The sequence below is a fragment of the Borreliella mayonii genome, from assembly GCF_001945665.1.
GTDB lineage: Bacteria > Spirochaetota > Spirochaetia > Borreliales > Borreliaceae > Borreliella > Borreliella mayonii.
The window spans coordinates 30,625-54,568 of the sequence record NZ_CP015780.1; the positions used below are offsets into that span (position 1 = coordinate 30,625).

Below are 23,944 nucleotides of genomic sequence, written 5' to 3' on the forward strand. Positions count from 1 at the left end.
ACAAAATATTGACACTTATTTAAATACTTTTCTATACTTTAAAAGATGAAAGAAGTTGATGAGAATTCAAATATTGAGCTTTTTGAAGTTAAATTAAAGCCAATTCTAGGAATATCACCTAAAGTTTACATATTTCTTACAACAATAATACTACTTTTAAGTTTAGTATCAATTTTAATAATCATACCTAAGTTTAAAAATCCAGGAGCATATTTAAAAATAAATTCCAATATTGCAAACACCTACATATATTTAAACGAAAAATATATCGGCAGAACTCCACTTAATAAATATATAAATACCACTGAAGGAATTATTAGAGCAAAAAGGATGGGATTTAAAACCTACGAACAAAAGATAAAAATTCACAACAAATTTTTTGGAAACTATAGCTTACAAATAAACTTAGAACTGATTGATCCTGAAAAGATCATTAAACAAAGACAAAAAGAGCTCTCTATAATGGTAAAAATAAAAGATATTAATGAAAATACAAAATTAATTCCTGTATTTTCATTAATATCTAGCGAACTCAAAGAACATCCTAAATACATTAAAAAATTTCTAAAAGATTCCATACCTTACTTAAATTCAATAGAAATGTTTAAAGATTTTCTAGATTCATACAAAGTCGTGTATTCAATAGACCAAGATAATAGCAATCAAGAAGAAATATGGAACTCTTTAAAAACAAATTTTGACTTAGAAAGTAGAGCTATCTTTTGGTTTTTAGAAAATTTAAATAAAGATTTAAAAATGCTAACAAAAAATGAGCCTTGGGTGAAAACATTAGCCAAAACCCTAAACAATGAAAATATTCAATTAATTTCTAAAAATGAAAAAATCAATATAAAATTGCCTGGATTTCAAAAAATAAATTCAAATAAAATCGAAAAAATTCAAAATTATGAATTAGATTCAAAAAATATTTCACTAAAATCTACATATAATATAAAAGAATTTCTTATTCAAAAGCAAAATGTTACAAAATACGAGTATCAAGATTTTTTAAAAGAAAATCCAAAATGGACATTAAATAACAAAGAAAATTTAATCAAAGAACAACTTGTAGATGAAAATTATCTTAAAAATTTTAATCAAATAGGATTAAATGAAGCTATTACAGGAATATCTTATTTCTCAGCAATAGAATACGCCAACTGGTACTCTAAAAAACTTCCCGAAGGATTCAAAGCAAGGCTGCCCATATCACAAGAATGGGAATTGTACCAAAAAGAACCAAACAAAAACCCATTAAATATTAATGAAATATCAAAAAAAGTTGGATTTTGGAATTTAATGCAAAACTCATCTTTTAATGATATCGCAATATTCAAAAATGAAAAAACTTTTTATAACGAAAATTCAAATTTTTACTCATTGATAACAGAAATTAGAACATACTCTCATCAAAATAATAATTTACTCAATCCATCAATTAAAGCTTCTTTTTTGAAAAATTGGAGTTCTCCAAACATTGGTTTTAGGTTGATTGTATCAAAGGAATAGATTTGAACACAAACACTTTGCTTATTGAAAACAAAAAAGGAAAATTTAATTACTTTATTGAAGAGAAAATAAGTTGTGGAATAGTACTAAAAGGAACTGAAGTAAAATCAATAAAGGCAAAAAAAATATCATTTAACAATAGCTTTGCAAGCATAAAAAAAGAAGAATTGTGGCTTGAAAACTTGCACGTATCAAAATACAAAGAAGGAAATATCTTTAATCATGATGAATTAAGGCCCAGAAAACTTCTAATCAAAAAAAAGGAATTACAAAGGCTAAAAAAATTTATAGAAAAAGAAGGATATACTTTAATTCCTATTAGTTTTTATTTAAAAAAATCGATAATTAAAGTAGAAGTTGGAATATGTAAAGGTAAAAAATTGTATGACAAAAGAGAAATACTAAAACAAAAAAGCATAAAAAAGGATCTTAGTAGAGAAATAAAATACAAATAAAAGCTTTAATTTTTAATTACAATGAGTAATCACAATACAAAATTGCAATCACTCATTTTTATAATAAATAAAATTAATAGCTTTTTTTGAAAGACAGTTCAAAACCAAGAGCACTGGCTTGACTCATACCAATATCAAAACTAGGCTCAAATCCTCCCAAAGCTACATTAAGGCTATTTTTTAGCTTTCTATTATAACTATTAGCAAATGTAAATGGAAGAATAATTTCTGTTAATCTTGTCACAGCCATAGTAACCACACCTGCTAACATAACTCCCTTACCCCAAGTCCATTGAAAAGCAGCTTTTTTAGCATTAATATCAAGAGCTTTGATATCTAAATAAGCTCCTGTAAGTATCAGCCCTATACCAATTGCATCAAATCCAAGAATAAGAGAACCTCCAAGAATATCTCCTTGAGCAAAGGAGCCTATTCCAAACCCTAAAAAAAGGTTCAATAAAAATGGCACAATAGGATCTTGTTTACCAGTTTCATAAACCAAAAGTTTTTCTCCAGCATTCATGCTAAACGCACTACTTTTAGAATCATTAGCTTGAGCAAAGCTAGAAAAAGCACAAAAGGTTGCCAAAACAAAAATTAAAAATTTATTCATAAAAACCCCTTTATTAAAACTGGTACTATGGTAGCATATTAATTAAATTTAAAAAAGGTTTTTAAAACTATTTAAATTTAACTTTTTTTAAATTGTTGTTTGAAATTCGCTTACCAATAGAGCTTCTTGATTTTACTATAAAATTAGAAATTTCAATTCTTTTAACAATGTCCTTATTTGTCGAAAATTCTACAAATTTGGGATTCAATGAAAAATCAACAAATTCATCATTTTCTCCTAAAAATTCATAAACTTTATCTGTAATAAATTTATCTATTTTAAATCTTTTAACATAATAAAAATTGTCAAGTTTGTTAAGATAAATTATTGAAAATATTTGATCTTTTGAATTATTTATATCATAAACTAAAGCACATACATTCTTTTTATCTATAAATGTCTTGTCTTCAACATTTTTAAGAACATAACTATTTTCCCTAAAAACCAATATTTTATCATAATAACTAGCATTTCCAATAAATTCACCATCAAAAAGACTGGTTCCTACAAAACCTTCTGCCAAGTTCAAATAAACTTTCATATTTTTTGTAGCTATTTCTTTTACATTCTTTGATTTGATCAAAGAAATTTTAGTCTTTCTTTGATGCTCTTTAGAATACTTTGCAAGCAATAAATCAATAAAGTTTATTGAATATCCTCTTATTGAAGAAATATTGCTATTTATATCCTTTAATTCTTTATTTAAAATTTTAATATCCTTGGAATTTTTATCAATATCAAAAAGACTTATTTTTCTAATTGGAATCTTAAGCAAATTTTCAACATCTTCTTTCAAAACTTCCCTTGAAAAAGATTCTTTATACTTTAAAACCTCTGACAATATTATACTTACAATATTTTCTTCTTTAGAAATTGTTTCAAGAAGTTTATAAATCTTTTTTTCAATAAAAATTTGCTCCAGTGTTTTATAAAATATTTTTTCAAGAATCTTGCTTTTTTGCAATTCAAGTTCCATTTTTAAAATTTTTTGAAGATGATCTGCATGAAACTTGATAAGATCTTTAATAGTATAAACAACAGGATATCTCTCGCTAAGCAACAATAAATTAACAGAAATTGATATCTGACAATTTGTATAATGATACAACTTTTCAATTACTTCACTTGCATAAACACCCCGCGGCAAAGATAGTTCTATGGCCACATTTTCAGCAGTAAAGTCATTAATGCTTGAAACTTTAATATAATTTTTTCTAATCGCTTTCTCAATCGAAGATATCAAACTCTCAGTAGTCTCACCAAAAGGCAATTCCCTTATTACAATTGTTTTTTCATCTATAGTTTCAATTTTAGCTCTAACTAAAACTTTACCGTTACCATCAGCATATTCATTAACATCAACTATTCCTCCTGTTGGAAAATCAGGATAAATATCGTAACTCTCTCCAAGAAGCTCACTCTTTACTGCATTTAAAATCTCATTAAAATTGTGAGGCAAGATTTTAGCCGCCATTCCAACGGCAATCCCCTCACTTCCCTGAATTAAAATAACAGGAATTTTTGCAGGATAAAGCAAAGGTTCATTATTTCTTCCATCATAAGAAGGTTCATAAATTGTTATCTCTTTGCTGTAAAGAACATCAAAAGCCAAAGGGGTTAATCTACATTCAATATATCTAGAAGCAGAAGCAGGATCACCTGTAAACAAATTACCAAAATTGCCCTGCTTTTCAATAAATAGATCCTTGTTAGCAATATTAACAAGAGCCTCATAAATTGACGTATCGCCGTGAGGATGGTATTTCATTGTATTACCAACAACATTTGCAACTTTATGAAAATTACCATCATGCATTTCAAAAAGAGAATGTATAATTCTCCTTTGAACTGGTTTAAATCCATCAACAACACTAGCAATAGCACGATCTTTAATAACATAAGATGAATATTGCAAAAAATTATCTTTAAGTACAGTTCTAATATCCATTAAATCAAATTCTCCATAATAAAATTCCGCCTCTCAGGAGTATTTTGCCCCATATAAAAACCCAATTTATCTTTTATTTCTTTAATATTAAAAAGGTCCACTTTTGTAAGCTTAATGCTATTAATATCAATGAAACCTTTAAATTCATTTGGAGAAATTTCGCCAAGGCCTTTAAACCTTGTTACCTCACATCCCCCCTTAAGCTCAAGAATGGCTTTTTGCTTTTCTTCCTCAGAATAACAATAGACCGTGATTTTTTTATTCCTAACCCTAAAAAGAGGAGTTTCTAAAATATACATATGACCATTTAAAATTAAATCTTCAAAAAAAGTCAAGAAAAAAGTTAACAACAAATTTCTAATATGAAATCCATCAAAATCTGCATCGGTTGCTATTACAACCTTATTGTATCTTAAATTTTCAATTGATTCTTCAATGCCAAGAGCCACCATCATATTATAAAGCTCTTCATTTTTGTATATCTCAGATTTGTTTTTTTCAAACATATTTTGAGGTTTTCCCCTAAGAGAAAATATAGCCTGAGTATAAACATCCCTACAAGACACCATTGAGCCTGTTGCAGAGTCCCCTTCTGTTAAGAAGATCATAGTTTGTTCTGACTGCTTACTGCTGTCGTTAAAATGAAATTTGCAATCCTTAAGTTTGGGGATTTTAAAAGATATTTTTTTTGCTCTCTCTCTTGCTTCTTTTCTTACACTACTTAGCTCTTTTCTAAGTCGTTCATTGTCAACTACTTTTTTCTCAATCAATTTTGCAAGTATTTTATCTTTATATAAAATTTCAGAAATTATCTTCTGCACTTCCTTTGCAACATTGCCCCTAGTTTCAACATTTCCAAGCTTATTCTTAGTTTGGCTTTCAAATATTGGGTCTTTAATTTTAACAGAAAGAGTTGCAACAAGTCCCTCCCTAATATCTGTTGAGGAATATGTTTTTTTAAGAAAATCGTTAATAGCTCTTACAAAGCCTTCTCTAAAACCAGTCTGATGGGTGCCTCCATCGTTGGTATATTGCCCATTAACAAATGAAAAATAAGTCTCACCATAATTATTTGTATGAGAAAAAGCAAATTCTAAAGTTTTACTAGAATAGTAAACAATATCATAAAGCAAATCATTAATTTTAATTTCTGAATTCAAAAAATCCAAAAGACCATTTTTAGATTCAAAAACTTGATCATTATAGTTTATTATAAGCCCTTTATTCAAACAAGCATAATGGAAAAATCTTCTCTTGAGAAAATCTTCACTGTAAGAATATCTTCCAAATATTTCTGAATCTGCTAAAAACTCAACATAAGTACCATCTTTATCAGAAGATTTTATTTCTCTAGATTCTAATAATTTTCCTTTAGAAAACAAAGCCTCAAAAGATTTGCCATTTCTTGTTGATCTTACTAGAAATTTTGAACTTAAGGCATTAACCGCCTTAGTTCCAACCCCATTAAGCCCTACAGAAAATTGAAAAACATCATCATTATACTTGGCTCCAGTATTAATAATTGAAACACTCTCAACAACTTTTCCAAGAGGAATTCCCCTTCCATAATCCCTAATAGAAATAAGATTATTTTCTTTTTTTATAAAAATTTCATTTCCGTAACCCATAATAAACTCATCAATTGAATTGTCTATTATCTCTTTAATTAAAATATAAATACCATCATCAATATTAGAGCCATCTCCTAAACGTCCAATATACATACCAGATCTTAATCTAATATGCTCAAGAGAAGATAGAGTGATTATTTTACTTTCATCATAATTTTGAGTCTTCATCTAAATCCTTGCTTTATAAATTAAATTTTAATAGTTTCAAGCTTTTTAACTATTTGATCTCTAATAATACTAGTGAGATTTTCTTTTTCATACTCACTTAATTTTAAAATATCTATTAAAGGATGGACATGAATATAAACAGATAGTCCAGAATTAAAAATAATATTTTTAATAAAAAAGTTATTAGTATTATAAAGAGTAACAGGAAGAATTGATGTTCCTGTCTTTAATGCCATCTTAATTGAACCTTTTTTAAAAACCTTAGTATCCCCCCCTCTATTTCTAGTCCCTTCAGGGAAAATTCCAATAGATCTACCCTCTCTCATAACCTTTATTGCCTTAGCCTCAGCAATAGCAGCAGATCTTATGCTCTTTCTATTAACAAAAATAACACCCATAACAATTAAAACAATATTCACAAAAGGAACCCTAAGCAAAGAATGTTTTGCCAATATTACAAATGGGCTGGCAAAAGTATAAATAAAAATCAAAGGATCCATAGCCGCAATATGATTTCCCATTATTATTACATTGCTTTTTTTAGGAATATTCTCAGAACCTGTAACAATAATTTTAATTCCAGCAAGCCATAAGCTAATCTTAATGCAAGCTCGCATCATAATAAAACTAAATCTAACAACATAACGCTCGAGTAAAAAAATTTTACAAACCAAGTAAAAAGGAAATAAAAAAAAAATTAAAATTAACAAAAACAATAAAACATTAAAATAAGTTATAATACTTCTCAATATTTTCATAAAAACTATTATCCTATTTTTTCTATTCGCTCAAGCTTTAATTTTTGTCCTTTAACTAAGCTTACATCATCTTTTAAAATTTTAATAGGATTCAAAATGATTGTAGAAAATTTTTGCTTTTGAACAACTCTTTCGCTATGCTCAAGAAAAAAAGATTCAACAAGCTTGTAACTACCCATATCAATTTCATATTCAAGAACAAAATTATTTTTTAAAGGAAAAATATTAAAAATACCATAATAAATTTTATTCTCATCAATATAAGTTAGATGGGGATAAGAAAAGTCATAAATTTTATCCTTATACACATAATTTCCACTAGGAATAAAATGAATATCATTATCCTTTTTTTTAACATTTAAGACATTCTCATCAAATCTCTTAAATGCGCCCGAAAATCCACTATTATCATAAGAATTTGTACTAGTGTCAATTTTGATTTCAATATTTTCTTTATCTACAATTTTTATCCAAAAGTTGTAAACTATCAAATCTGAAAAAAGAGACTTTGCGCTAATATTAAGAGTATTGTAAGCAGGTTTTGAAATATATTCAATCTTTGCAACTTCTTGAGAATTTTTTTTAAAAAGATTAATTTCGCTTGATTGCCTTTCAAAAGACAAGAATAAAACTTCATCAATATCTTTGCTATGCTTTTTATTATAGTCATGAATATCATACCAAACCCCATGCAAAAATCTATAAACTTCATCTTTACTTAAATTCTTTAAAGTTTTATAAATATTATTATCAATTTTGCCAACTTTTTCACTCACAGAAGAAAGATAATATTTACCTTGAACATGAGAATATTCATATTTTTCAATCTTGCTAATTATTAAATCTTCCCCCACTTTTTCATATTTTTCTAAAGAAATAGAATAGCTTTCTCTTGATCTGTTTTCTTCATAGGCTGAAGACCTTGCATACTTATTGATAAGAACAGTGCCATTAACTTTGTCAAAAAATATGGGCTTATAAGAAGACACATCATTTAAAACAGATTTTTGAAAAACATACAAAACAGATTTATCTTTTAAAAATCCCTGAACAACTATATTAAAATCATAATCACCTGTAATATCTTCAAGATACATGTTATAAGAATTTTTTGGGTCAATATCTATTTGAGTTTTAAAAAGAATAGTTCCAACTTTAATTTTAGGATCAAAGCCAATAATAAACAAATACGCATTAAGATTTGAAAAATTTTGAGCCAAAACCACCTGTTCAAAATACACATCTAAATTTAAATTTTCCTGTTGAACTGCAAGAATTTTATACCCTTTTAAATCTATAATATCTCCAAAAAAATCTTCCATTTTATTAACTTCTAAAACATTAGAATTTAAATTATCGATTTTGGAGGCAGATTTTACATCTTTGTTAAAAACAATAAAATCTTTGCTTACTTTAGAACAAGCAAACAATATAAAAAAAAAGAATAAAAACAAAAATTTATAAAAATAATTATAAAATTGAATTAATTCTTTGCTCAGAAAAATTGCATTAGCAACCAAAACCTTTGCCATAATCCTTAATTTTGACTAAAGTTTTGCAAAGCAAAAAACGATTCATTGAAATTATTAACAAAATCTTTTTTGTTCAACAAAAAATCTGTAATCAAACCATTATTTGCAATGTTGAAATTATCAAGAAGTTTTTCATTTTTGACATCTTCTTTGAATTGATTAGATTTTTTTTTAGCTGAATTAAGAAAAAATAAATAAACCTTTTTATTTGCTACAAAAGGCTTAGACCAAGAATTTTCTTTTAATCCATAAATAATATCATAAAAAGACTTGCTATTATTAAACTCAACCAACTCTTTTAAAGTATTAGGGTAAACATTAATATTATAAGACAAATTAACAATTTCTTCCTTTAAACTAAGTTGATATTTTTCAAGAACTTGACTTAAACTGCTAAACTTAACATCACTAAGAAAATCATTTAGCTTATTCTCTAAATAACCCTCAATAACGCTTGGTTCATAAGTTTCAATGTAATTCTTAACAGAGCTAATATCACGATCTGAATTTTTATCAAAATTATTAACATTACTAAATGCCTTATATATTTGATATTCATTTTTATTTTTAATCTTAATAGGCTTGCTAAATTCACCTTCTCTTAAAGAAAAAATGGAATTTAGATCTTCTTTCTTCTCAACATTAAGATCTAAATCAAAATAATACTTATCCGAAGAAACAACGCCCTTGAAATTAGCTATATCATCTGAATAAAGCTTAGCAAGCTCTTCAAATGGAGTTTTATTTAATAGCTTATCATAAGCACTCCGAGCATCATTCATATTTTTAAAACGAATAGACGCAAGCGATAAACGTTTGAATAAATTTAAATTTTTCTCAGCATAAGATATTACCTCTTTATTAGAAAAATCCTGATAGGAAAGAAAAAAATATGAAATATGCCTTTCTACAGTACTCATATCTTTAATCAAATCAAAAAGAGAATCGGGAAATATCAAATTACTATTAAAAAAAATTTTCACATTAGAAAACAATATATTTTCTACCATATCATCATAAATTTTAACTTTTTGATAATCAGAAGCTTTATTATACCTTTTAGAGCTGAAATTTCCACTAGAGTCTAAATATTCTGGGGATCTAAGTAAATTTTTATTCAGCATTTCCTTAGAAATATAAAAATTATATTTTTTTATTAAGTCCAAAAAAGCAACATCCTCGACATATTTCATAAATGCCAAATACCAGGCATTATAATCTGTATTAATATTTTTAGCATTGCCCTGCAATCTAGAATAAAGACTTGAATAATAATTTACATACTTGGCAAACTTACTATCTTTTTTATAGTAAATAGGTTGACCTTTATAAGAACCAAATTTTAAACCAGATGAATGAGCATTATCAAATATCCCTGGAAGTAAAGGTGCAATAATAAATCCGAAAACAATTAAAATAAGAGCAAAAATGCCCCACATACCAACTTTTTTTTCTTTAGATTCAAGCACAACTAAATCATTTTTGACTTTTCTACTTCTTTTTTGCATAAAACAACCTTTAATAAGTAAGCATACTAATAATTTAACTACTAAATTATCACAATTGAAAAATTATTGCAATTGAAATATCTAACTTAAGATATAAGCTTAAGTATTATAGAACTAAAAAAATTTACATTTCTAATATGAAAACGAATCGCTCTGGATAAAAAAGGAGAATGAAATCAAAAGTATATGAATATGAATCAAAACAAATTCAATCTTAATATAAACATAACTAAGGACGAACTTTTAAGATTAATAAAAATAGTTTACAACAATTTTGGAATCAATCTCAGCGAAAAAAAAAAGTTACTAATTGAAAGCAGATTATCATCCCTTCTGAAAATCAAAGGTTTTAAAAATTTCACTGAATATATCAACTTTTTAGAAAAAAGCACTGGAAATATCCAATTAATTGAATTAATAGATAAAATATCAACAAATCATACCTATTTTTTCAGAGAATCTAAACATTTTGATTTTTTAAATAATAAAATATTGCCCCAACTTACTGAAAAAATATTAAACTCAGAAAACTCAGAAATTAGAATATGGTCAGCCGGCTGCTCAAGCGGTGAAGAGCCTTATACAATTGCAATGATAATAAAAGAATACATGGAAAATAATAAATTAAATTTTAAAGTCAAAATCTTAGCAACAGACATTTCAATTAGCGTTCTAAATGAGGCTAGCGAAGGAATTTATCCTGAAGATCGTATAATAAATTTGCCCAAATATTTAAAAACCAAATATTTAAATCAACTTCAAGATGATAAATTCCAAGTTAAAGAAATTTTAAAAAAAATAGTTTACTTTAAAAAATTAAATTTAATGGATGAGAAATTTCCATTTAGCAAAAAATTTGACCTAATATTTTGCAGAAACGTCATGATCTATTTTGATGAAAAAACCAGAAACAACCTTGCCAATAAATTCAACTCCTATCTCAAAAAGGATTCTTATCTTTTAATTGGACATTCAGAAACAATTAGGGGAAACAAAAATCTCGAATACATTATGCCTGCTACCTATAAAAAGATTTAATAGTTATGACAATTAATTCTTATTATAAAAATTTTTTATATAATAAATTTTCTATTATATAAAATTTATTTAGCTTAAAAAATCTAAAAAATAATGCTACTAAGTTAAGTTTACTTTCTCGCCTATTCTAATAAAATAAAGCAATTCACCAATTGTTGCTACATGATCTCCTACTCTTTCTAGGAAACTATTCAAAAATAATATATTTAAAAGATAATCTAAATTTTCAGGATTTTTTTTCATTGCATCAATAACAATACTTTTCTGCTTTGAAAATAATTTATCTATTATATTGTCATACTTAACTATCTTTAATATTTTAGTAAAATCTCCATCAAAATATGCATCAAAAATATCAGACAACATCTCTTTAGCTGTATCGGCCATTTCTCTTAAAGGCTTAAAATACAGATTAAGAAAATCAAAATCATCCAAATCTGATTCAAGTAGAAGAACAACCCTTACAATCTTAGTAGCATGATCTGCAATCCTTTCAAGAGAACTTATTATTTTAATAATTGCTAAAATTTCTCTAAGCTCTGTAGCAACAGGATGCTCAGTCGCAATTATTCTTCCGCACAAATCCTCAATATCATATTGATAATCATCTATTATTTTTTCATCTTCATTGATTATTTTTTTAGCTAAACTTTTATCTTTAGATTCTAAGGCTATTAAAGAATCATCAATAATCTTAAGCACACATTCTTTCATATCCCAAAGATAATCTTTTATTATTTCAAGTTGTTTAGTAAGCCTTCGCCTTATCATATCATATCTCCTAAAAAAACCGCTTTAAAAATAAATATCTTATCTTGGCTCTCTCATAATAATAACTAAAAGGATAATTATCAATAACCAATTTATAGTAATACAAAGCCTTTAAAAAATCTTTATGCTTGCTCTCAGACTCATAAAGCTTTCCCAAGAAATAATTATATTTATCTGAAAAGCTTGAATTAATATACTTAGGAAAGTAAAGAGAGCTAAAATTTAAAGCAAACTCATACTCTCCCCTTGTTACCAAGAATTCGAAGATATCAAGATAAATACTCTCAGAAAAAGCAATATTCTTTTCAACTAAATATCTAGCACTCTCTAAAACCTCTTCTTTAATATTTAATTTTATACCAAGCTTAATTAGATCAAAAATAATGCTTTGAAAACAGCTGCTCTTTAGCTTCAAATAATTTTCATAAGATTTTAAATAATCCCTATTTTTATAATGAATTTCTGCCTTTAATAAAATATATTTATCATCATTAAAATTATACTTATTAAGCAAATCTATTGCTCCTTTGTAATCATTTATGTAAGATAAATTCAAAGCCCTGGCAATAACTTCTTTAGAAGTTATCCCGTTAATACTATCCTTTCCAAGTTCAAGATTATTAACACTTTCAATGTCCTTGTTAGAACCACCACCAGCATGTGGACTTGCAACTTCAAACTTCTTTGTAATTTTCAAGATAATTATTTTATTAAATTCAATTGAATCTTTAACACTTTGATAACTGAAAACCAACTTAATTTTGCCTTCTTTTTTAAAAGCTTGAAAAGTAAAAACAGCGCCGTTATCATAAGATTCTCCAATTAACTTAACAAAAACTTCATTTTCATTGCTTTTAATATAAATCCAAGACTCATCTTTAAAAGAAAGATTAAATTTTGAATTGGTATTTACATTAATATCTACTTCTCTACTGCTAAAATCAAGCTCATATGAATCAACTTGACTTATAAAAGCTGGCTCAGAGTAAACTTTAAAAACAATAAATAGCAAACTTATATAAATCAAATATTTTTTAATCATTTGGAAATTTCTAAAATCTTATCTATTAATTTTTCATTCTCCTTCTCAATATCAAAGTTAAATAAATTTTCCTTTTTAATCCAAAGATCCTTAAAAAAATTTTCATCAAGAAATTTATTTTTAATCAACCCATCAACAACTAAATTTTCATTTAAAAAATCAGGCCTTGGAATAAAAAAATCATCCATATTTAGGCATTCATTTAAATCAAAATAAAAATCTTCCATATTAACTAATTTAACCTTAGCATCTAAATTGTCTTCAACAGACTTTTGAGATTTATCTAACATTTGTGTTGAATAAAAATAAGTAATCCCTGAAACAATAAAAATCAAAAATATTAAAATTAAAAAATATTTTCTAAAACTAAACTTTCTATTTTGCATGTTAATTCCCTTAAATCTAACTTAATTATATATTAAACACCCTGCTTTCACCATTATCAAGTGTAATGCCTATCAAATTTTCACCACCCTCAGAAACATATGCATTATGGGTTATTACTAAAAGTTGAATTTTTTTCCCCAATTCTTTTAAAAGTAAAGAAAGTTTTTTGCTATTCTCAAAATCAAGAGCCGCATCTATTTCGTCAAGCATACAAAAACAAGCAGGAGAATAATAATAAAGTGCAAATAAAAAAGCCATACTAACCAAAGTACTCTCGCCTCCTGAAAGCATATTATTGTTTTTGACAAATTTGTTTGAAAAATTTATTCTAATCTCAACATTATCGGTATTTTCATTATAAAAAAGACTAGCGGTTCCTTTAAAAATTTTTTTAAAAAAGTAAGAAAAATTTTTATTAATCTCATCAAATGATTCTCTAAATTTTTTATAAATCTCATTTTTTATTTTTTTTTGAAGCTTTTGCAATGAATATTTTGAAAGCTTTAAATCTTCTACTTGCAAACTTACTTTTTCAAAACGATCCTTAGTTTCATCAAATTCTTTATCAATATTGAAAAATACATAATCACCCAGATTGATTGCATCGATCTCTTTGAGTAACAACTCTCTGGTTGCAAGATCTTCTTCCAATTCAAATTTACCAGACATTTGATTAGAAACATTAAAATTTTCTATTTCGCTTTTAATGCTTACATTAGAATTTAAAAGAAATTCGTATTCCGTCTGTTTTTTTATATATTCATAATAATTAGTTTTTTTAAAATCATTTAAAAAAACTAAAGAACTAAAATCCTTCTCCTTAAAAGGCTCACTACTGAATTTTGAAGCACCAATAAGATTGCTTAAATTAAGCTGAATATCGCTCTTTTCTAAATTTAAATTTTCAAGCTTTAAATGTAAATCTTTAAGCTCTTCATCAAGACTATTCTTAGATTCAAATAAAAATTCTAAATTACCATTTATAAGTTTAATTTCGTCCAAATTTTTAAATTTAGAAAGCTCTATGTATTCAAGCTCACCTAATACATCATTTAATTGAAGAGTCTTTTCTTCAATTAATCTCTCAATATTTGTTATCTCTTTAGCAAGATTTGATTTTAAAGCATTTTTTTCAAGCAAAAATTTTTTTAAATTAACATTTTGATCGAAAATAGGCTCAATTTTATCCTTCAATAAAGCCAAAAGATTCTCATCTTTACTTATATACTTGATTAAATTTACTCTAATCTCTTTAATATATTTTATACTTAATGATTCTTCAAAAAGCTTAAGAGAGTCTAATATATTCTCTTTTAACAAAACAAGCTCTTCTGATTTAGCGCTCTTTAATACAGATAAAATTAGATCAACAAGCTCAAAAAAACTTTTAGTATACCTATTAATCTCATCGCTTAAAGAAAAAAATTCATTTTTCTTTTCTTTAAGCAAACTATTTAATTGATATAAATTATTATTTATAGAATTTTTTTTCTCTTCAGACTCAGATTTGCTCTTGACAAACTTATCTTCCAAATTCATCTTTAACGCCTTTTCTTGCTCTAATTTTTGAATTTTAATCTCTAGTCCAAGAATTTTAGACTTCATAAGCTCAAGATCCTTTTCTAATGCATGAATATTGTTAATAACATTTTTTTCTCTAAATGAATAAAATTCTAACTTTTCCTTAAAACCAGAAGGCAAAAATTTACCCAAACCGTCTAAATTTAATTCGTTTTTCAAAACATTAAGATCAAAATTAATATTAAAAAGCTTTTTTAATGTTATTGTTTTCTCTAAAGCTTCTAATTTTTGACTTAAGTCTTGATGTTTTTTCCTCAAAAGATAAACATTTCTTATGTTATCGTACTTTTGCTTTAAATTTTCTTGCAGAGATAACAAAGATGACAAATTTTGATTAGATTGCTTAAAATTTTTCAGCGCCTCTTCTTCTTCAATTTTTAAAACATCTATTCCGCTTGCCTGTTCAATTAAAGACTTGAGATTCACATTTCTTCCCAAAGAAATGTCTTCAACCCTACCTTGAGTTATAAACATATAAGGAGATTTTTTAAACTTAAAACTGTTCAAAAGTCTATTATAATCTTGAAAATTCAAAATTTTATTATTAAAATAATACTCACTTGAACCATCCTTGTAAAGACGCCTGCGAATATAAAAATCTCCTTCAAATTCCTTTAAAGTCGATTTTTCAGAGTTAATGTTGCTAAAAAAAAGAGTTATTTCTGCAAAATTTGATTTTCCTAATTTTGAAACAGAAATTAAATCAGAAATATCCTCAACCCTTAAAAATTTCAAATTATCTTCTCCCATACAAAAACGCACAGCATCAATAAGATTGCTCTTTCCACATCCATTAGGACCCACAATAAAACTTAAATTTTCACCTATTTCAAACTCTTGTCTATTTAAAAAAGATTTAAACCCCAAGAGTACTATTTTTTTTAAAACCAAACTAACTCCAAATTAAAATTAAAAAACAATTACTGATAAATCTACAATTTCATATTATAATAAATAAAAATATTTTAAAAAAAGGTCAATTATGATTTGCGGAATAGATGAAGTTGGAAGGGGCTGCATTTTCGGGCCTGTTCTAAGCGCTGCTGTAGTTTTCAAAAAAAAACCTAGCTTTATAAGAGAATTAGATGATTCTAAAAAACTAAAAAAAGAAAAAAGAGAGTACCTATCTCCACTAATACTTGAAAACTCATATTATGCATTCGCTGAAATTTCAAATATAATAATAGAAAAAATAAATATTCACAACGCATCCCTTCTTGCAATGCAAACTGCATACGAAAACCTAAAATTAAATTGCAGCTTAGTACTTGTAGATGGCAAATTTATTCCAAAAATAACAGCAAAAAATGTTAAAGCAATAATTAAAGGAGATTCAATAATAGACGAAATAAAAGCCGCTTCAATTATTGCTAAAGTTAAAAGAGATAAACTAATGGATGAATACGATAAATTATATCCATTATATTTACTCAAAAAAAATAAAGGATACCCCACAAAAGAACATAAAAACGCAATAAAAAAATATGGGGTTTTAAGCCTTCATAGAAAAAATTTTAAACTAATTTAAAAAAATAAAAATAATAAAATTTAATAATCCTTCTTTTTAAATCGACCGCCTGATAAATGAGATTTCTTATCAAATCTAGAATCGTCTAATTTAGATCTCTCTCCATATTCACCATACCCTTTATTATACCTAGCAGAAGAACCACCAGATACCGTAGATACTTTCTGCTTAATAACTGCTATTGCCTTAAGCAAATTGGATTCAAACTCACTTATATTCTCTTCATATACAAAAATAGAATGTCTTTCAAAATCTCCACTTGAACTTCTTTTACTCTCTACAATATTTAAAAAATAATCTCCTTTTCTATTTTCCTTAACATTAAAAAAATAAGTTCTCTCAGATTCTGTAAATAGTTTCTCAGAGTATACTTCCCCTCTCTCTCCCATTAATTTCCTCCACACAAGTTTTTGTTATACTTGACTACATTTAAGTTAAATTAATTGTACTTATTTAAAAAAAAAATTACTAGCCAAAAATAACATTACAATAAATCTTATTGACATAAATTGATTTTTTTTATATAAGTAAATTATTGTATTGCGTCCTTCGTATAATGGCTATTACCTTAGCCTTCCAAGCTAATGATGTCGGTTCGATTCCGATAGGACGCTTAAAATAATGACTTCTCATTTTCTAAATATTTAGCAATTCTTGTTAAGGATTATATTTAAGGATAAGTAAACGAATGAAATAAATGGAGATGGCGGGAATTGAACCCGCGTCCTAAAAACAATACCATAAGCTTCTACAAGCTTATCTAGTATTTTATTAAGCAATATGGTTTGGAAATACTAGCAAACCGCCAAATTGCTCTCAAGTATAAAAGTCCCTAAAAATCAACTTGAAAACATTTTTAAGCAAGCTTTGATGTCAAAAAGAGTATAAGTGAACCTCAAAGCAAAATTCAACAAAACTCTCTGCTAACTTAAGCAGCCATTACAAGATTTGAGCTTGTAAAGTTATTATTTTTTGCATTTATTTTAGAAGTTTTAAGAGATTCCCTCTGCCTGCAACTTACAATATTAGCATTTTTAGTCAAATCCAAAACATCCCCTCAAGCAAAGGCTACTATAGCATAATTTTAAGAAAACAACAATACTTATCGCCTTATTTGCAAAAATTAAGGTAAAATTTTATAATATAAATCCAATATTAATAAAAGGGAATTTTATGTTTAATGAAATATTATGGTTTGGCATGCTATTTACTGCTTATACATTTTTGATTATTGTATCCCTTTTTTTTAAAAAAAACGGATTATTTGTGTGGGTTGCAGTAGCAATTATTATAGCAAACATTCAAGTTTTAAAACAAATTACAATATTTGGAATCAATGCTACATTGGGCAACATTATTTATGCATCGTCATATATGGCAACAGACATTCTCTCAGAATTTTATGGGAAAAAAACTTCAAAAGAAGCCGTTTATATTGGATTTATCAGCTTTATTGTCTTTGCAGTATTAACAAATGCACAAATTCATTTTATGTCAAATAGAACTCAAGAAAATTTTAAAAGCTTAGAAAACATTTTCTCTTCAATACCAGCTTTACTATTAGCCTCTCTTGTTGCATACCTAGTTTCCCAATTAAACGATGTATATCTATATCAGTTTATTAAAAAAAAATTTCCCAAGTTTTTATTTTTCAGAATAAATGGATCAACATTAATAAGTGGCTTAATAGATACAACAATTTTTGTAAGCATAGCAACCTATTTTAAAATATTTCCAAAGCAAGCTTTCCTAGATATAGTAATTTCCACATACATAATTAAAGGTTTAGCAGGATTTTTGGGAACACCTTTTATATATCTGGCAAAATATATAAAACTTCAAAAATAAAAAAATTAATTTACATAAATAAAAAACTTTATCTAAGATAATTAATCTGGTACAATTAAGTGTTATGAATCAAGATATGTTTGATTTAAGCTTGTGGATAGGAATGTTTCTCTTTACATATATAACATTGGGGATTCTTTACCGATTTTTCGGGAAATCTGGACTTTTTTGTTTCAATGCAATTATTTCAACAATGTCAAATATTATAATATTAAGAAATTTAAAAACATTTGGAATGTCCTTAAATTTATCAGGCATTACTTTTTTATCAGCATCATTCTCTTTAAACTTAATGGTAGAAAAATATAACAAAAAAGAAGCAACAAATTCTGTGATATTGAGCCTTTTGTTAAACATAACTTTTACAATTATGCTTAATTTTATGATATTATTCAATCATAATAAATTAGACACCTCAGATATTCATTTTAAAATATTATTTAATAACTTTACATACATTTTAACAATATTAATTGGAACTTATGTGTTTTTTCTATCCCAATATATAAACATCTTACTATATAATTATTTTAAGCAAACAAAAATAAAATCTTTATGGATCATTCATCCTTTATCAAGACTAATTTCTGGATATCTAGCTAATTTACTAGTTTCAATATCTATAAATACAATACTTAAATTCTACCCTGAAACAAAAAATATCGAACTTACAAAAGGCTCTCTAATTATTACATTAATAATAATCACAATCGATACCATTTTTTACCTATTTCTAAATTCTTGGAAAAAGATAAGAGAAGTTTAAGAATTAATAAGATTTTCAATAAATTGATAATTTTTAACAACTCGTCTATAATATTTTAATCTCAAATTTGATTTCTCAGCTTCATTTAACAAGTAATCAATACCGCTTTTTCTTAAGCGAATCAATAAAGAATACATGACTATCGCAACAGCTACAGAAATATTATAACTTTGGGTAAATCCATACATAGGTATTTTTACATATAAATCAGCAGCTTCCAAGACTTCTTCACTAAGCCCTGTTAATTCTGTCCCAAAAAATACCGCCATTTTATTGTTAATTGTAAAATTTTCAAGATTTATTGCTTGCTCATTCAAAGATGTGGCCACTATGCTATATCCATCAGACTTCAACCTATCAATTGCAAACTTAGAATTTTTATACTTATTTAAATTTATCCATTGTGAAGATCCTAAAGTAACATCTGGATTTAAAGTATACTTATTCTTTTTATCAATAACATGAATATCACTAAGTCCTAAAATTTCACCTGTTCTAATAGTAGCACTTGCATTTTGAGGCTGAAAAATGTCTTCAAGAACAAATGTTAAATAATTGGTGCGAAGACTTAATACTTTCTCAATCCTAGCTTTTTTTTCATCTGTAATAAACTTAGACAAAACACATATTCTTTTTAATACATCATCATACATAATAAAAATTTAAATTTCAAAAATAACAAATCCGTCCTTTAATATATTTCAAATTACAAACTATTTCTTATATAATACAAAAATGAAAGTAAAAATTGAAGAATCTTGGAAAGAAGTTTTAAATAATGAATTTAACAAAGAGTACTTTAAAAAGCTTGTGAGGTTTATAAAACATGAATATAAAACAAAAAATGGAAAAATATTTCCTCCTCCAAAACTTATATTCAATGCTTTTGACTCTTTACCATTTAAAGACATAAAAGTGGTAATAATTGGACAAGATCCATATCATGGGAAAAACCAAGCAAATGGACTTGCTTTTTCTGTAGATTCAGAAATCAAAATTCCACCGTCTTTGCAAAACATATTTAAAGAAATAGAAAAAAGTTTAAAAATAAAAACCATCCCAAACGGAGATTTAAAAAGATGGGCAATTCAAGGTGTATTTCTAATAAATACAATCTTAACGGTCGAAGAGGGCAAGCCTTCTTCTCACAAAGCTATTGGTTGGGAAATTTTTACAGACGAAGTAATAAAAATAATCTCTAAAAATTTGGAAAATATTGTGTTTATGCTTTGGGGTAATTTAGCAAGAAGTAAAAAAGGACTCATTGACCCAACAAAGCATCTAATTCTTGAAACAAGCCATCCATCTCCATATTCAGCAAACAATGGATTTTTGGGATCAAACCATTTTAGCAGTGCTTTAGATTATTTAAAAAAACACAATAAAAATACAATAAACTTTAAATAAAATTAATAAATTTAATAATGGTTATGATTTAAAATTTCTTTATGCAAAAAACTCTCTGAATAAATACTATTCAGTATATAAAGTAACCAATTTAAATTATTTTTCTTTCAATTTTTTTTCTTTCATTTCATTAATATTGGTATCTGATTCATCATTATCATCATCCCAGAAAGTTGAACTATTCTTATTTTCAGTCTTTATGTCATTTAGAAAGCTATTATCTGCTCTTCTAGTATTTAGAAAAGATAACAAAACTACAAAGATAAAAAAGAGTGCTATAAAAAATCCAGTAATTTTTACAGCAACACTTGAAGACTTTGCCCCAAAAATAGAGGAACTACCACCTCCAAAAACACCGCCTATTCCATCGCCCTGTTCATCTTGAATTAAAACTAAAAGGATAATAAAAATTGAAACAATAACAAAAATTATAAAAATAAAAAATCTAACTAAATCCAAAACAAACCTCTTTAACTAAAGAACATTGTTAATTATAGATAAAAAAGATTCGGCCTTTAAAGATGCTCCACCTATTAATGCACCATCAATATTAGACTCATTCATAAGCTCTTTTACATTGCTTGAATTAACAGAGCCTCCATACTGAATTATAATATTGTCTGAAGCTAACTTTGAATAAAGCTTCATAATCTCAAGCCTAATTGCCTTATGAACCTCTTCTGCTTCCTCTTTAGTTGCGGTTTTACCCGTTCCAATCGCCCAAACAGGTTCATAAGCTAAAATTATCCTTTTAATATCTGATTCGGAAACACAATTTAACCCCTTTTTAACCTGATTTAAAACAACATCTAAAGTTTTTCCAGAATCTCTTTCATCAAGAGTTTCTCCAACACAGAGAATTAAGTACTTAAAAGGATGCTTAAGCCCTGCAAGAATCTTTTTATTTATTATTTCATCTGTTTCTGCCAAATACAATCTACATTCAGAATGACCAAGTATAACATATTCTACTCCAAATTCTAAAAGCATTGAGGGTGAAATTTCACTTGTCCTTGCTCCATTTTCCATATAAGACATATTTTGAGCACCAAGAAGAATATTACTCCCCTTAATACATTCTGAAACCCTGGACAAAGCCGTAAATGGAGGAGTTATCATTATTATAACGTCATCTTTTAAAGTTTTAACCCCAGCTGCAATTTTTGTTGCAACAATAGAAGCTTCTACACTTGTATAATGCATTTTCCAATTTCCCGCTAAAAATGTTTTTCTCATTTTAATTCTCCAAAACCTTAATACCCGGCAAAATCTTCCCTTCAAGATATTCAAGCGAAGCACCTCCACCCGTTGAAACATGAGTGATCTTATCAGATAAATTAAATTTATTAACAGCTGCAACAGAATCTCCGCCACCAACAACAGTTAAGCCTGAGCAAGATGCTACCATTTCAGCAACCTTAGCAGTTCCTTTTGAAAATAAATCAAATTCAAATACACCAAGAGGACCATTCCAAATTATAGTCTTGGCAGTTTTTATAACCTTTTCAATTTCTTTTAAAGTATTGGCTCCAATATCCATACCAATCTTGTTTTCAGGAATATTAAAGGAATCTATATATTCAGGAGTTGAATTTTTATTAAAATCACCAGCTACAATATGATCAAGTGGTAAAATTATTTTAACGCCCAACTCTTTTGCTTTCTTTAAAAAAGAAGAAGCTATATTAATATATTCGCTCTCTAAAAGAGATTTGCCTATAGAATATCCCTCGGAATGCAAAAAAGTATAAGCCATTCCACCACCAATCACAACTACATTTGACTTTGATAAAAGTGATTCCAGTACCGCAATCTTTGAAGAAACTTTAGAACCACCAATAATTGAAACAAATGGCCTTTCAGGATTTTTCAATACTCCACCAAGAAATTTATCTTCTTTTTCCATTAAAAATCCACCAACAGATGGCAAATAATAAGCAATCCCTACAGTTGAAGCATGAGCTCTATGAGCTGCGCCAAAAGCATCATTTACAAAAACATCTCCATTCTCAGAAAGTTTTTTTGCAAAATTTTTCTCATTTTTCTCTTCTTCTGCATAAAACCTTACATTTTCAAGCAATACAACATCGCCATCCTTCATTTGCAAGGTGCTATTTACAATTTCATTTCCAATGCAATCAGAAAGCATCTTGACATCTTGGCCTAAAAGCTCTGACAATCTATTGGCAACAGGTTTAAGAGAATATTTAAGATTTTTCTTTCCCTCTGGTCTACCCAAATGACTTATAAGTACAATCCTAGCTCCTCTTTCTTTTAGATACTCTATTGTAGGCAATGCAGCCTTAATTCTAGTATCATCGCTAATGCTCCCCTCTTTTAGGGGAACATTAAAATCACATCTTACTAAAGCTCGCTTGCCTGCAAAGCTACCAAAGTCTTTTACTGTTTTTATTGACATTTTATTACCTTAAGACTACTTATTTTACCAATTTTTGAGCAAGATCAACCACTCTTGTAGAATATCCAAACTCATTATCATACCATGACAACACCTTTGCAAATCCATTTTCAAGAACCATTGTCTCAAGACCATCAACAATAGAAGAATGAGAATTCCCCTTTATATCTGAAGACACAATTGGATCTTCCGTATACCCCAAGATACCTTTAAGCTCAGGTGTTTCTGATGCCTTCCTGAGGACAGAATTAATCTCTTCTTTTGTAACATCTTTTTTCTTGAGTTGAACTGTAAGATCAACAATTGAACCTGTTGGCACGGGCACTCTCATTGAAGTCCCATTTAACTTTCCCTTAAGTTCAGGCAAAACAAGTCCAACTGCTTTTGCAGCACCGGTTGAAGTTGGAATAATAGAAAGTGCAGCAGCTCTTGCTCGTCTAAGATCAGAATGAGGAAGATCCAAAATTCTTTGATCGTTAGTATAAGCATGAACAGTTGTCATAAGTCCTTGCTCAATTCCAAATGATTCATGAAGCACTTTTGCAAGAGGAGCCAAGCAATTGGTTGTACATGAAGCATTTGACACAGCCTTTAAATCAGAGTTAATATCGCGATCATTTACACCAAGAACTATTGTTTTAATTTCGTCCTTAGCAGGAACTGTCAAAATAACTTTCTTGGCACCAGCATGATTCACATGATCAAGATACCCTCCTCTATCGCTAGTTGCTGATGAAAAAACACCTGTTGCCTCAATTACAACATCAATTCCAAGCTTTGCCCAAGGAAGATTTTTTGGGTCTCTCTCAGCAATAATTTTTATTTCTCTCCCATCCACAATAATAGCGCTATCTCTTGGCTCAACTTTTTTATTATATACCCCAAAAGTCGAATCGTACTTTAAAAGATGCGCAAGAGTTTTAGGATCTGTCAAATCATTTATTGCCACAATATCAATTCCTCTTTCAAAAGCAATCTTAAAAACATTTCTACCAATACGCCCAAAGCCGTTAATAGCCAATTTCATAAAAAATC

The 23,944-nt window shown here is 27.3% G+C and carries 23 protein-coding genes, 1 tRNA gene and 1 other RNA gene; 8 read left to right on the forward strand and 17 right to left on the reverse strand.

Annotated features, from left to right (window positions below):
- Positions 1 to 45 precede the first annotated feature (45 nt).
- Entirely contained in the window at positions 46 to 1,509 is a 1,464-nt protein-coding gene (locus Bmayo_RS00165) for an SUMF1/EgtB/PvdO family nonheme iron enzyme (RefSeq protein ID WP_075551767.1), read from the forward strand.
- Positions 1,510 to 1,511: 2 nt separating this feature from the next.
- Complete coding sequence (gene smpB, locus Bmayo_RS00170; RefSeq protein WP_075551768.1) at positions 1,512 to 1,964, forward strand: SsrA-binding protein SmpB; 453 nt, start codon at positions 1,512 to 1,514, stop codon at positions 1,962 to 1,964.
- A gap of 73 nt (positions 1,965 to 2,037) precedes the next feature.
- Here smpB and Bmayo_RS00175 read toward each other — a convergent pair whose 3' ends face one another.
- From Bmayo_RS00175 to Bmayo_RS00200, 6 genes are all read right to left on the reverse strand, one after another.
- A complete protein-coding gene (locus Bmayo_RS00175; RefSeq protein ID WP_075551769.1) occupies positions 2,038 to 2,577 on the reverse strand; it encodes a P13 family porin in 540 nt (179 codons plus the stop codon).
- Positions 2,578 to 2,644: 67 nt separating this feature from the next.
- On the reverse strand, positions 2,645 to 4,525 hold the full coding sequence (locus Bmayo_RS00180; protein ID WP_075551770.1) for a DNA topoisomerase IV subunit A: 1,881 nt from the start codon (positions 4,523 to 4,525) through the stop codon (positions 2,645 to 2,647).
- Positions 4,525 to 6,324, reverse strand: a complete 1,800-nt coding sequence (locus tag Bmayo_RS00185) for a DNA topoisomerase IV subunit B (RefSeq protein WP_075551771.1) — start codon at positions 6,322 to 6,324, stop codon at positions 4,525 to 4,527. The genes Bmayo_RS00180 and Bmayo_RS00185 overlap by 1 nt, the downstream gene beginning before the upstream one ends.
- Positions 6,325 to 6,344: 20 nt before the next feature.
- Positions 6,345 to 7,082: a 1-acyl-sn-glycerol-3-phosphate acyltransferase gene (locus tag Bmayo_RS00190; protein WP_075551772.1), complete on the reverse strand. Its 738-nt coding sequence runs from the start codon at positions 7,080 to 7,082 to the stop codon at positions 6,345 to 6,347.
- An 8-nt stretch (positions 7,083 to 7,090) separates the two neighbouring features.
- The gene (locus Bmayo_RS00195; RefSeq protein ID WP_075551773.1) at positions 7,091 to 8,614 is read right to left on the reverse strand and encodes a pallilysin-related adhesin; all 1,524 of its coding nucleotides are present in this window, start codon (positions 8,612 to 8,614) and stop codon (positions 7,091 to 7,093) included.
- Between the two features lie 5 nt (positions 8,615 to 8,619).
- Positions 8,620 to 10,122, reverse strand: a complete 1,503-nt coding sequence (locus Bmayo_RS00200) for a peptidylprolyl isomerase (RefSeq protein WP_075551774.1) — start codon at positions 10,120 to 10,122, stop codon at positions 8,620 to 8,622.
- Positions 10,123 to 10,308: 186 nt separating this feature from the next.
- Here Bmayo_RS00200 and Bmayo_RS00205 point away from each other — a divergent pair, with 186 nt between their 5' ends.
- A complete protein-coding gene (locus Bmayo_RS00205) occupies positions 10,309 to 11,160 on the forward strand; it encodes a protein-glutamate O-methyltransferase (RefSeq protein ID WP_145924568.1) in 852 nt (283 codons plus the stop codon).
- 99 nt (positions 11,161 to 11,259) lie between these two features.
- On the opposite strand, the gene phoU is transcribed toward Bmayo_RS00205, so the two are convergent.
- From phoU to Bmayo_RS00225, 4 genes are read right to left on the reverse strand one after another with little or no spacing between them, the layout of a single operon-like run.
- Positions 11,260 to 11,931: a phosphate signaling complex protein PhoU gene (phoU, locus tag Bmayo_RS00210; RefSeq protein ID WP_014653301.1), complete on the reverse strand. Its 672-nt coding sequence runs from the start codon at positions 11,929 to 11,931 to the stop codon at positions 11,260 to 11,262.
- Positions 11,932 to 11,941: 10 nt separating this feature from the next.
- On the reverse strand, positions 11,942 to 12,973 hold the full coding sequence (locus tag Bmayo_RS00215) for a tol-pal system YbgF family protein (protein ID WP_075551775.1): 1,032 nt from the start codon (positions 12,971 to 12,973) through the stop codon (positions 11,942 to 11,944).
- Complete coding sequence (locus Bmayo_RS00220) at positions 12,970 to 13,359, reverse strand: hypothetical protein (protein ID WP_075551776.1); 390 nt, start codon at positions 13,357 to 13,359, stop codon at positions 12,970 to 12,972. The genes Bmayo_RS00215 and Bmayo_RS00220 overlap by 4 nt, the downstream gene beginning before the upstream one ends.
- Positions 13,360 to 13,384: 25 nt before the next feature.
- A complete protein-coding gene (locus Bmayo_RS00225; protein ID WP_075551777.1) occupies positions 13,385 to 15,832 on the reverse strand; it encodes a chromosome segregation SMC family protein in 2,448 nt (815 codons plus the stop codon).
- Between the two features lie 91 nt (positions 15,833 to 15,923).
- Here Bmayo_RS00225 and rnhB point away from each other — a divergent pair, with 91 nt between their 5' ends.
- Positions 15,924 to 16,469 carry a ribonuclease HII gene (gene rnhB, locus Bmayo_RS00230; RefSeq protein ID WP_075551778.1) on the forward strand — a complete coding sequence of 182 codons (546 nt, stop codon included), beginning with the start codon at positions 15,924 to 15,926 and terminating at the stop codon, positions 16,467 to 16,469.
- Positions 16,470 to 16,489: 20 nt separating this feature from the next.
- On the opposite strand, the gene bpuR is transcribed toward rnhB, so the two are convergent.
- Positions 16,490 to 16,858, reverse strand: coding sequence for a transcriptional regulator BpuR (bpuR, locus tag Bmayo_RS00235; protein WP_075551779.1), 369 nt, complete (start codon positions 16,856 to 16,858; stop codon positions 16,490 to 16,492).
- A 153-nt stretch (positions 16,859 to 17,011) separates the two neighbouring features.
- Between bpuR and Bmayo_RS00240 the strand changes: the two genes are divergently transcribed.
- Positions 17,012 to 17,083: transfer RNA gene (locus tag Bmayo_RS00240), tRNA-Gly, on the forward strand.
- A gap of 81 nt (positions 17,084 to 17,164) precedes the next feature.
- Here Bmayo_RS00240 and ssrA read toward each other — a convergent pair.
- Positions 17,165 to 17,526, reverse strand: a transfer-messenger RNA (tmRNA) gene (gene ssrA / locus Bmayo_RS00245).
- Positions 17,527 to 17,642: 116 nt separating this feature from the next.
- Between ssrA and Bmayo_RS00250 the strand changes: the two genes are divergently transcribed.
- Both Bmayo_RS00250 and Bmayo_RS00255 read left to right on the forward strand, forming a co-directional pair.
- Positions 17,643 to 18,317, forward strand: coding sequence for a queuosine precursor transporter (locus tag Bmayo_RS00250; RefSeq protein ID WP_075551780.1), 675 nt, complete (start codon positions 17,643 to 17,645; stop codon positions 18,315 to 18,317).
- A gap of 76 nt (positions 18,318 to 18,393) precedes the next feature.
- On the forward strand, positions 18,394 to 19,083 hold the full coding sequence (locus tag Bmayo_RS00255; RefSeq protein WP_075551781.1) for a queuosine precursor transporter: 690 nt from the start codon (positions 18,394 to 18,396) through the stop codon (positions 19,081 to 19,083).
- Here Bmayo_RS00255 and Bmayo_RS00260 read toward each other — a convergent pair.
- Positions 19,080 to 19,736 carry a TrmH family RNA methyltransferase gene (locus Bmayo_RS00260; RefSeq protein WP_075551782.1) on the reverse strand — a complete coding sequence of 219 codons (657 nt, stop codon included), beginning with the start codon at positions 19,734 to 19,736 and terminating at the stop codon, positions 19,080 to 19,082. The two genes, Bmayo_RS00255 and Bmayo_RS00260, sit on opposite strands and share 4 nt — an antisense overlap.
- Positions 19,737 to 19,818: 82 nt before the next feature.
- Between Bmayo_RS00260 and ung the strand changes: the two genes are divergently transcribed.
- Positions 19,819 to 20,490, forward strand: coding sequence for a uracil-DNA glycosylase (gene ung, locus Bmayo_RS00265; protein WP_075551783.1), 672 nt, complete (start codon positions 19,819 to 19,821; stop codon positions 20,488 to 20,490).
- Between the two features lie 96 nt (positions 20,491 to 20,586).
- On the opposite strand, the gene secG is transcribed toward ung, so the two are convergent.
- Genes secG through gap form a run of 4 tightly spaced genes read right to left on the reverse strand, consistent with a single transcriptional unit; the run spans position 20,587 to position 23,936 of the window.
- Positions 20,587 to 20,949 (reverse strand): preprotein translocase subunit SecG, encoded by a 363-nt coding sequence (gene secG / locus Bmayo_RS00270; RefSeq protein WP_075551784.1) that lies wholly within the window; start codon positions 20,947 to 20,949, stop codon positions 20,587 to 20,589.
- A gap of 15 nt (positions 20,950 to 20,964) precedes the next feature.
- The gene (gene tpiA, locus Bmayo_RS00275) at positions 20,965 to 21,726 is read right to left on the reverse strand and encodes a triose-phosphate isomerase (RefSeq protein ID WP_075551785.1); all 762 of its coding nucleotides are present in this window, start codon (positions 21,724 to 21,726) and stop codon (positions 20,965 to 20,967) included.
- 1 nt (position 21,727) lies between these two features.
- Positions 21,728 to 22,909 (reverse strand): phosphoglycerate kinase, encoded by a 1,182-nt coding sequence (locus Bmayo_RS00280; protein ID WP_075551786.1) that lies wholly within the window; start codon positions 22,907 to 22,909, stop codon positions 21,728 to 21,730.
- Between the two features lie 19 nt (positions 22,910 to 22,928).
- The gene (gene gap / locus Bmayo_RS00285; RefSeq protein WP_075552481.1) at positions 22,929 to 23,936 is read right to left on the reverse strand and encodes a type I glyceraldehyde-3-phosphate dehydrogenase; all 1,008 of its coding nucleotides are present in this window, start codon (positions 23,934 to 23,936) and stop codon (positions 22,929 to 22,931) included.
- Positions 23,937 to 23,944 lie beyond the last annotated feature (8 nt).

Coding starts and splice junctions, on each gene's coding strand:
- Bmayo_RS00185 (WP_075551771.1), bottom strand. CDS start 6,324: ATGAAGACTCAAAATTATGATGAAAGTAAAATAATCACTCTATCTTCT.
- Bmayo_RS00215 (WP_075551775.1), bottom strand. CDS start 12,973: ATGATTAAAAAATATTTGATTTATATAAGTTTGCTATTTATTGTTTTT.
- Bmayo_RS00200 (WP_075551774.1), bottom strand. CDS start 10,122: ATGCAAAAAAGAAGTAGAAAAGTCAAAAATGATTTAGTTGTGCTTGAA.
- Bmayo_RS00255 (WP_075551781.1), top strand. CDS start 18,394: ATGTTTGATTTAAGCTTGTGGATAGGAATGTTTCTCTTTACATATATA.
- Bmayo_RS00205 (WP_145924568.1), top strand. CDS start 10,309: ATGAATATGAATCAAAACAAATTCAATCTTAATATAAACATAACTAAG.
- Bmayo_RS00280 (WP_075551786.1), bottom strand. CDS start 22,909: ATGTCAATAAAAACAGTAAAAGACTTTGGTAGCTTTGCAGGCAAGCGA.
- bpuR (WP_075551779.1), bottom strand. CDS start 16,858: ATGGGAGAGAGAGGGGAAGTATACTCTGAGAAACTATTTACAGAATCT.
- rnhB (WP_075551778.1), top strand. CDS start 15,924: ATGATTTGCGGAATAGATGAAGTTGGAAGGGGCTGCATTTTCGGGCCT.
- Bmayo_RS00260 (WP_075551782.1), bottom strand. CDS start 19,736: ATGTATGATGATGTATTAAAAAGAATATGTGTTTTGTCTAAGTTTATT.
- phoU (WP_014653301.1), bottom strand. CDS start 11,931: ATGATAAGGCGAAGGCTTACTAAACAACTTGAAATAATAAAAGATTAT.
- Bmayo_RS00250 (WP_075551780.1), top strand. CDS start 17,643: ATGTTTAATGAAATATTATGGTTTGGCATGCTATTTACTGCTTATACA.
- Bmayo_RS00180 (WP_075551770.1), bottom strand. CDS start 4,525: ATGGATATTAGAACTGTACTTAAAGATAATTTTTTGCAATATTCATCT.
- tpiA (WP_075551785.1), bottom strand. CDS start 21,726: ATGAGAAAAACATTTTTAGCGGGAAATTGGAAAATGCATTATACAAGT.
- ung (WP_075551783.1), top strand. CDS start 19,819: ATGAAAGTAAAAATTGAAGAATCTTGGAAAGAAGTTTTAAATAATGAA.
- Bmayo_RS00175 (WP_075551769.1), bottom strand. CDS start 2,577: ATGAATAAATTTTTAATTTTTGTTTTGGCAACCTTTTGTGCTTTTTCT.
- Bmayo_RS00195 (WP_075551773.1), bottom strand. CDS start 8,614: ATGGCAAAGGTTTTGGTTGCTAATGCAATTTTTCTGAGCAAAGAATTA.
- gap (WP_075552481.1), bottom strand. CDS start 23,936: ATGAAATTGGCTATTAACGGCTTTGGGCGTATTGGTAGAAATGTTTTT.
- Bmayo_RS00165 (WP_075551767.1), top strand. CDS start 46: ATGAAAGAAGTTGATGAGAATTCAAATATTGAGCTTTTTGAAGTTAAA.
- Bmayo_RS00220 (WP_075551776.1), bottom strand. CDS start 13,359: ATGCAAAATAGAAAGTTTAGTTTTAGAAAATATTTTTTAATTTTAATA.
- Bmayo_RS00190 (WP_075551772.1), bottom strand. CDS start 7,082: ATGAAAATATTGAGAAGTATTATAACTTATTTTAATGTTTTATTGTTT.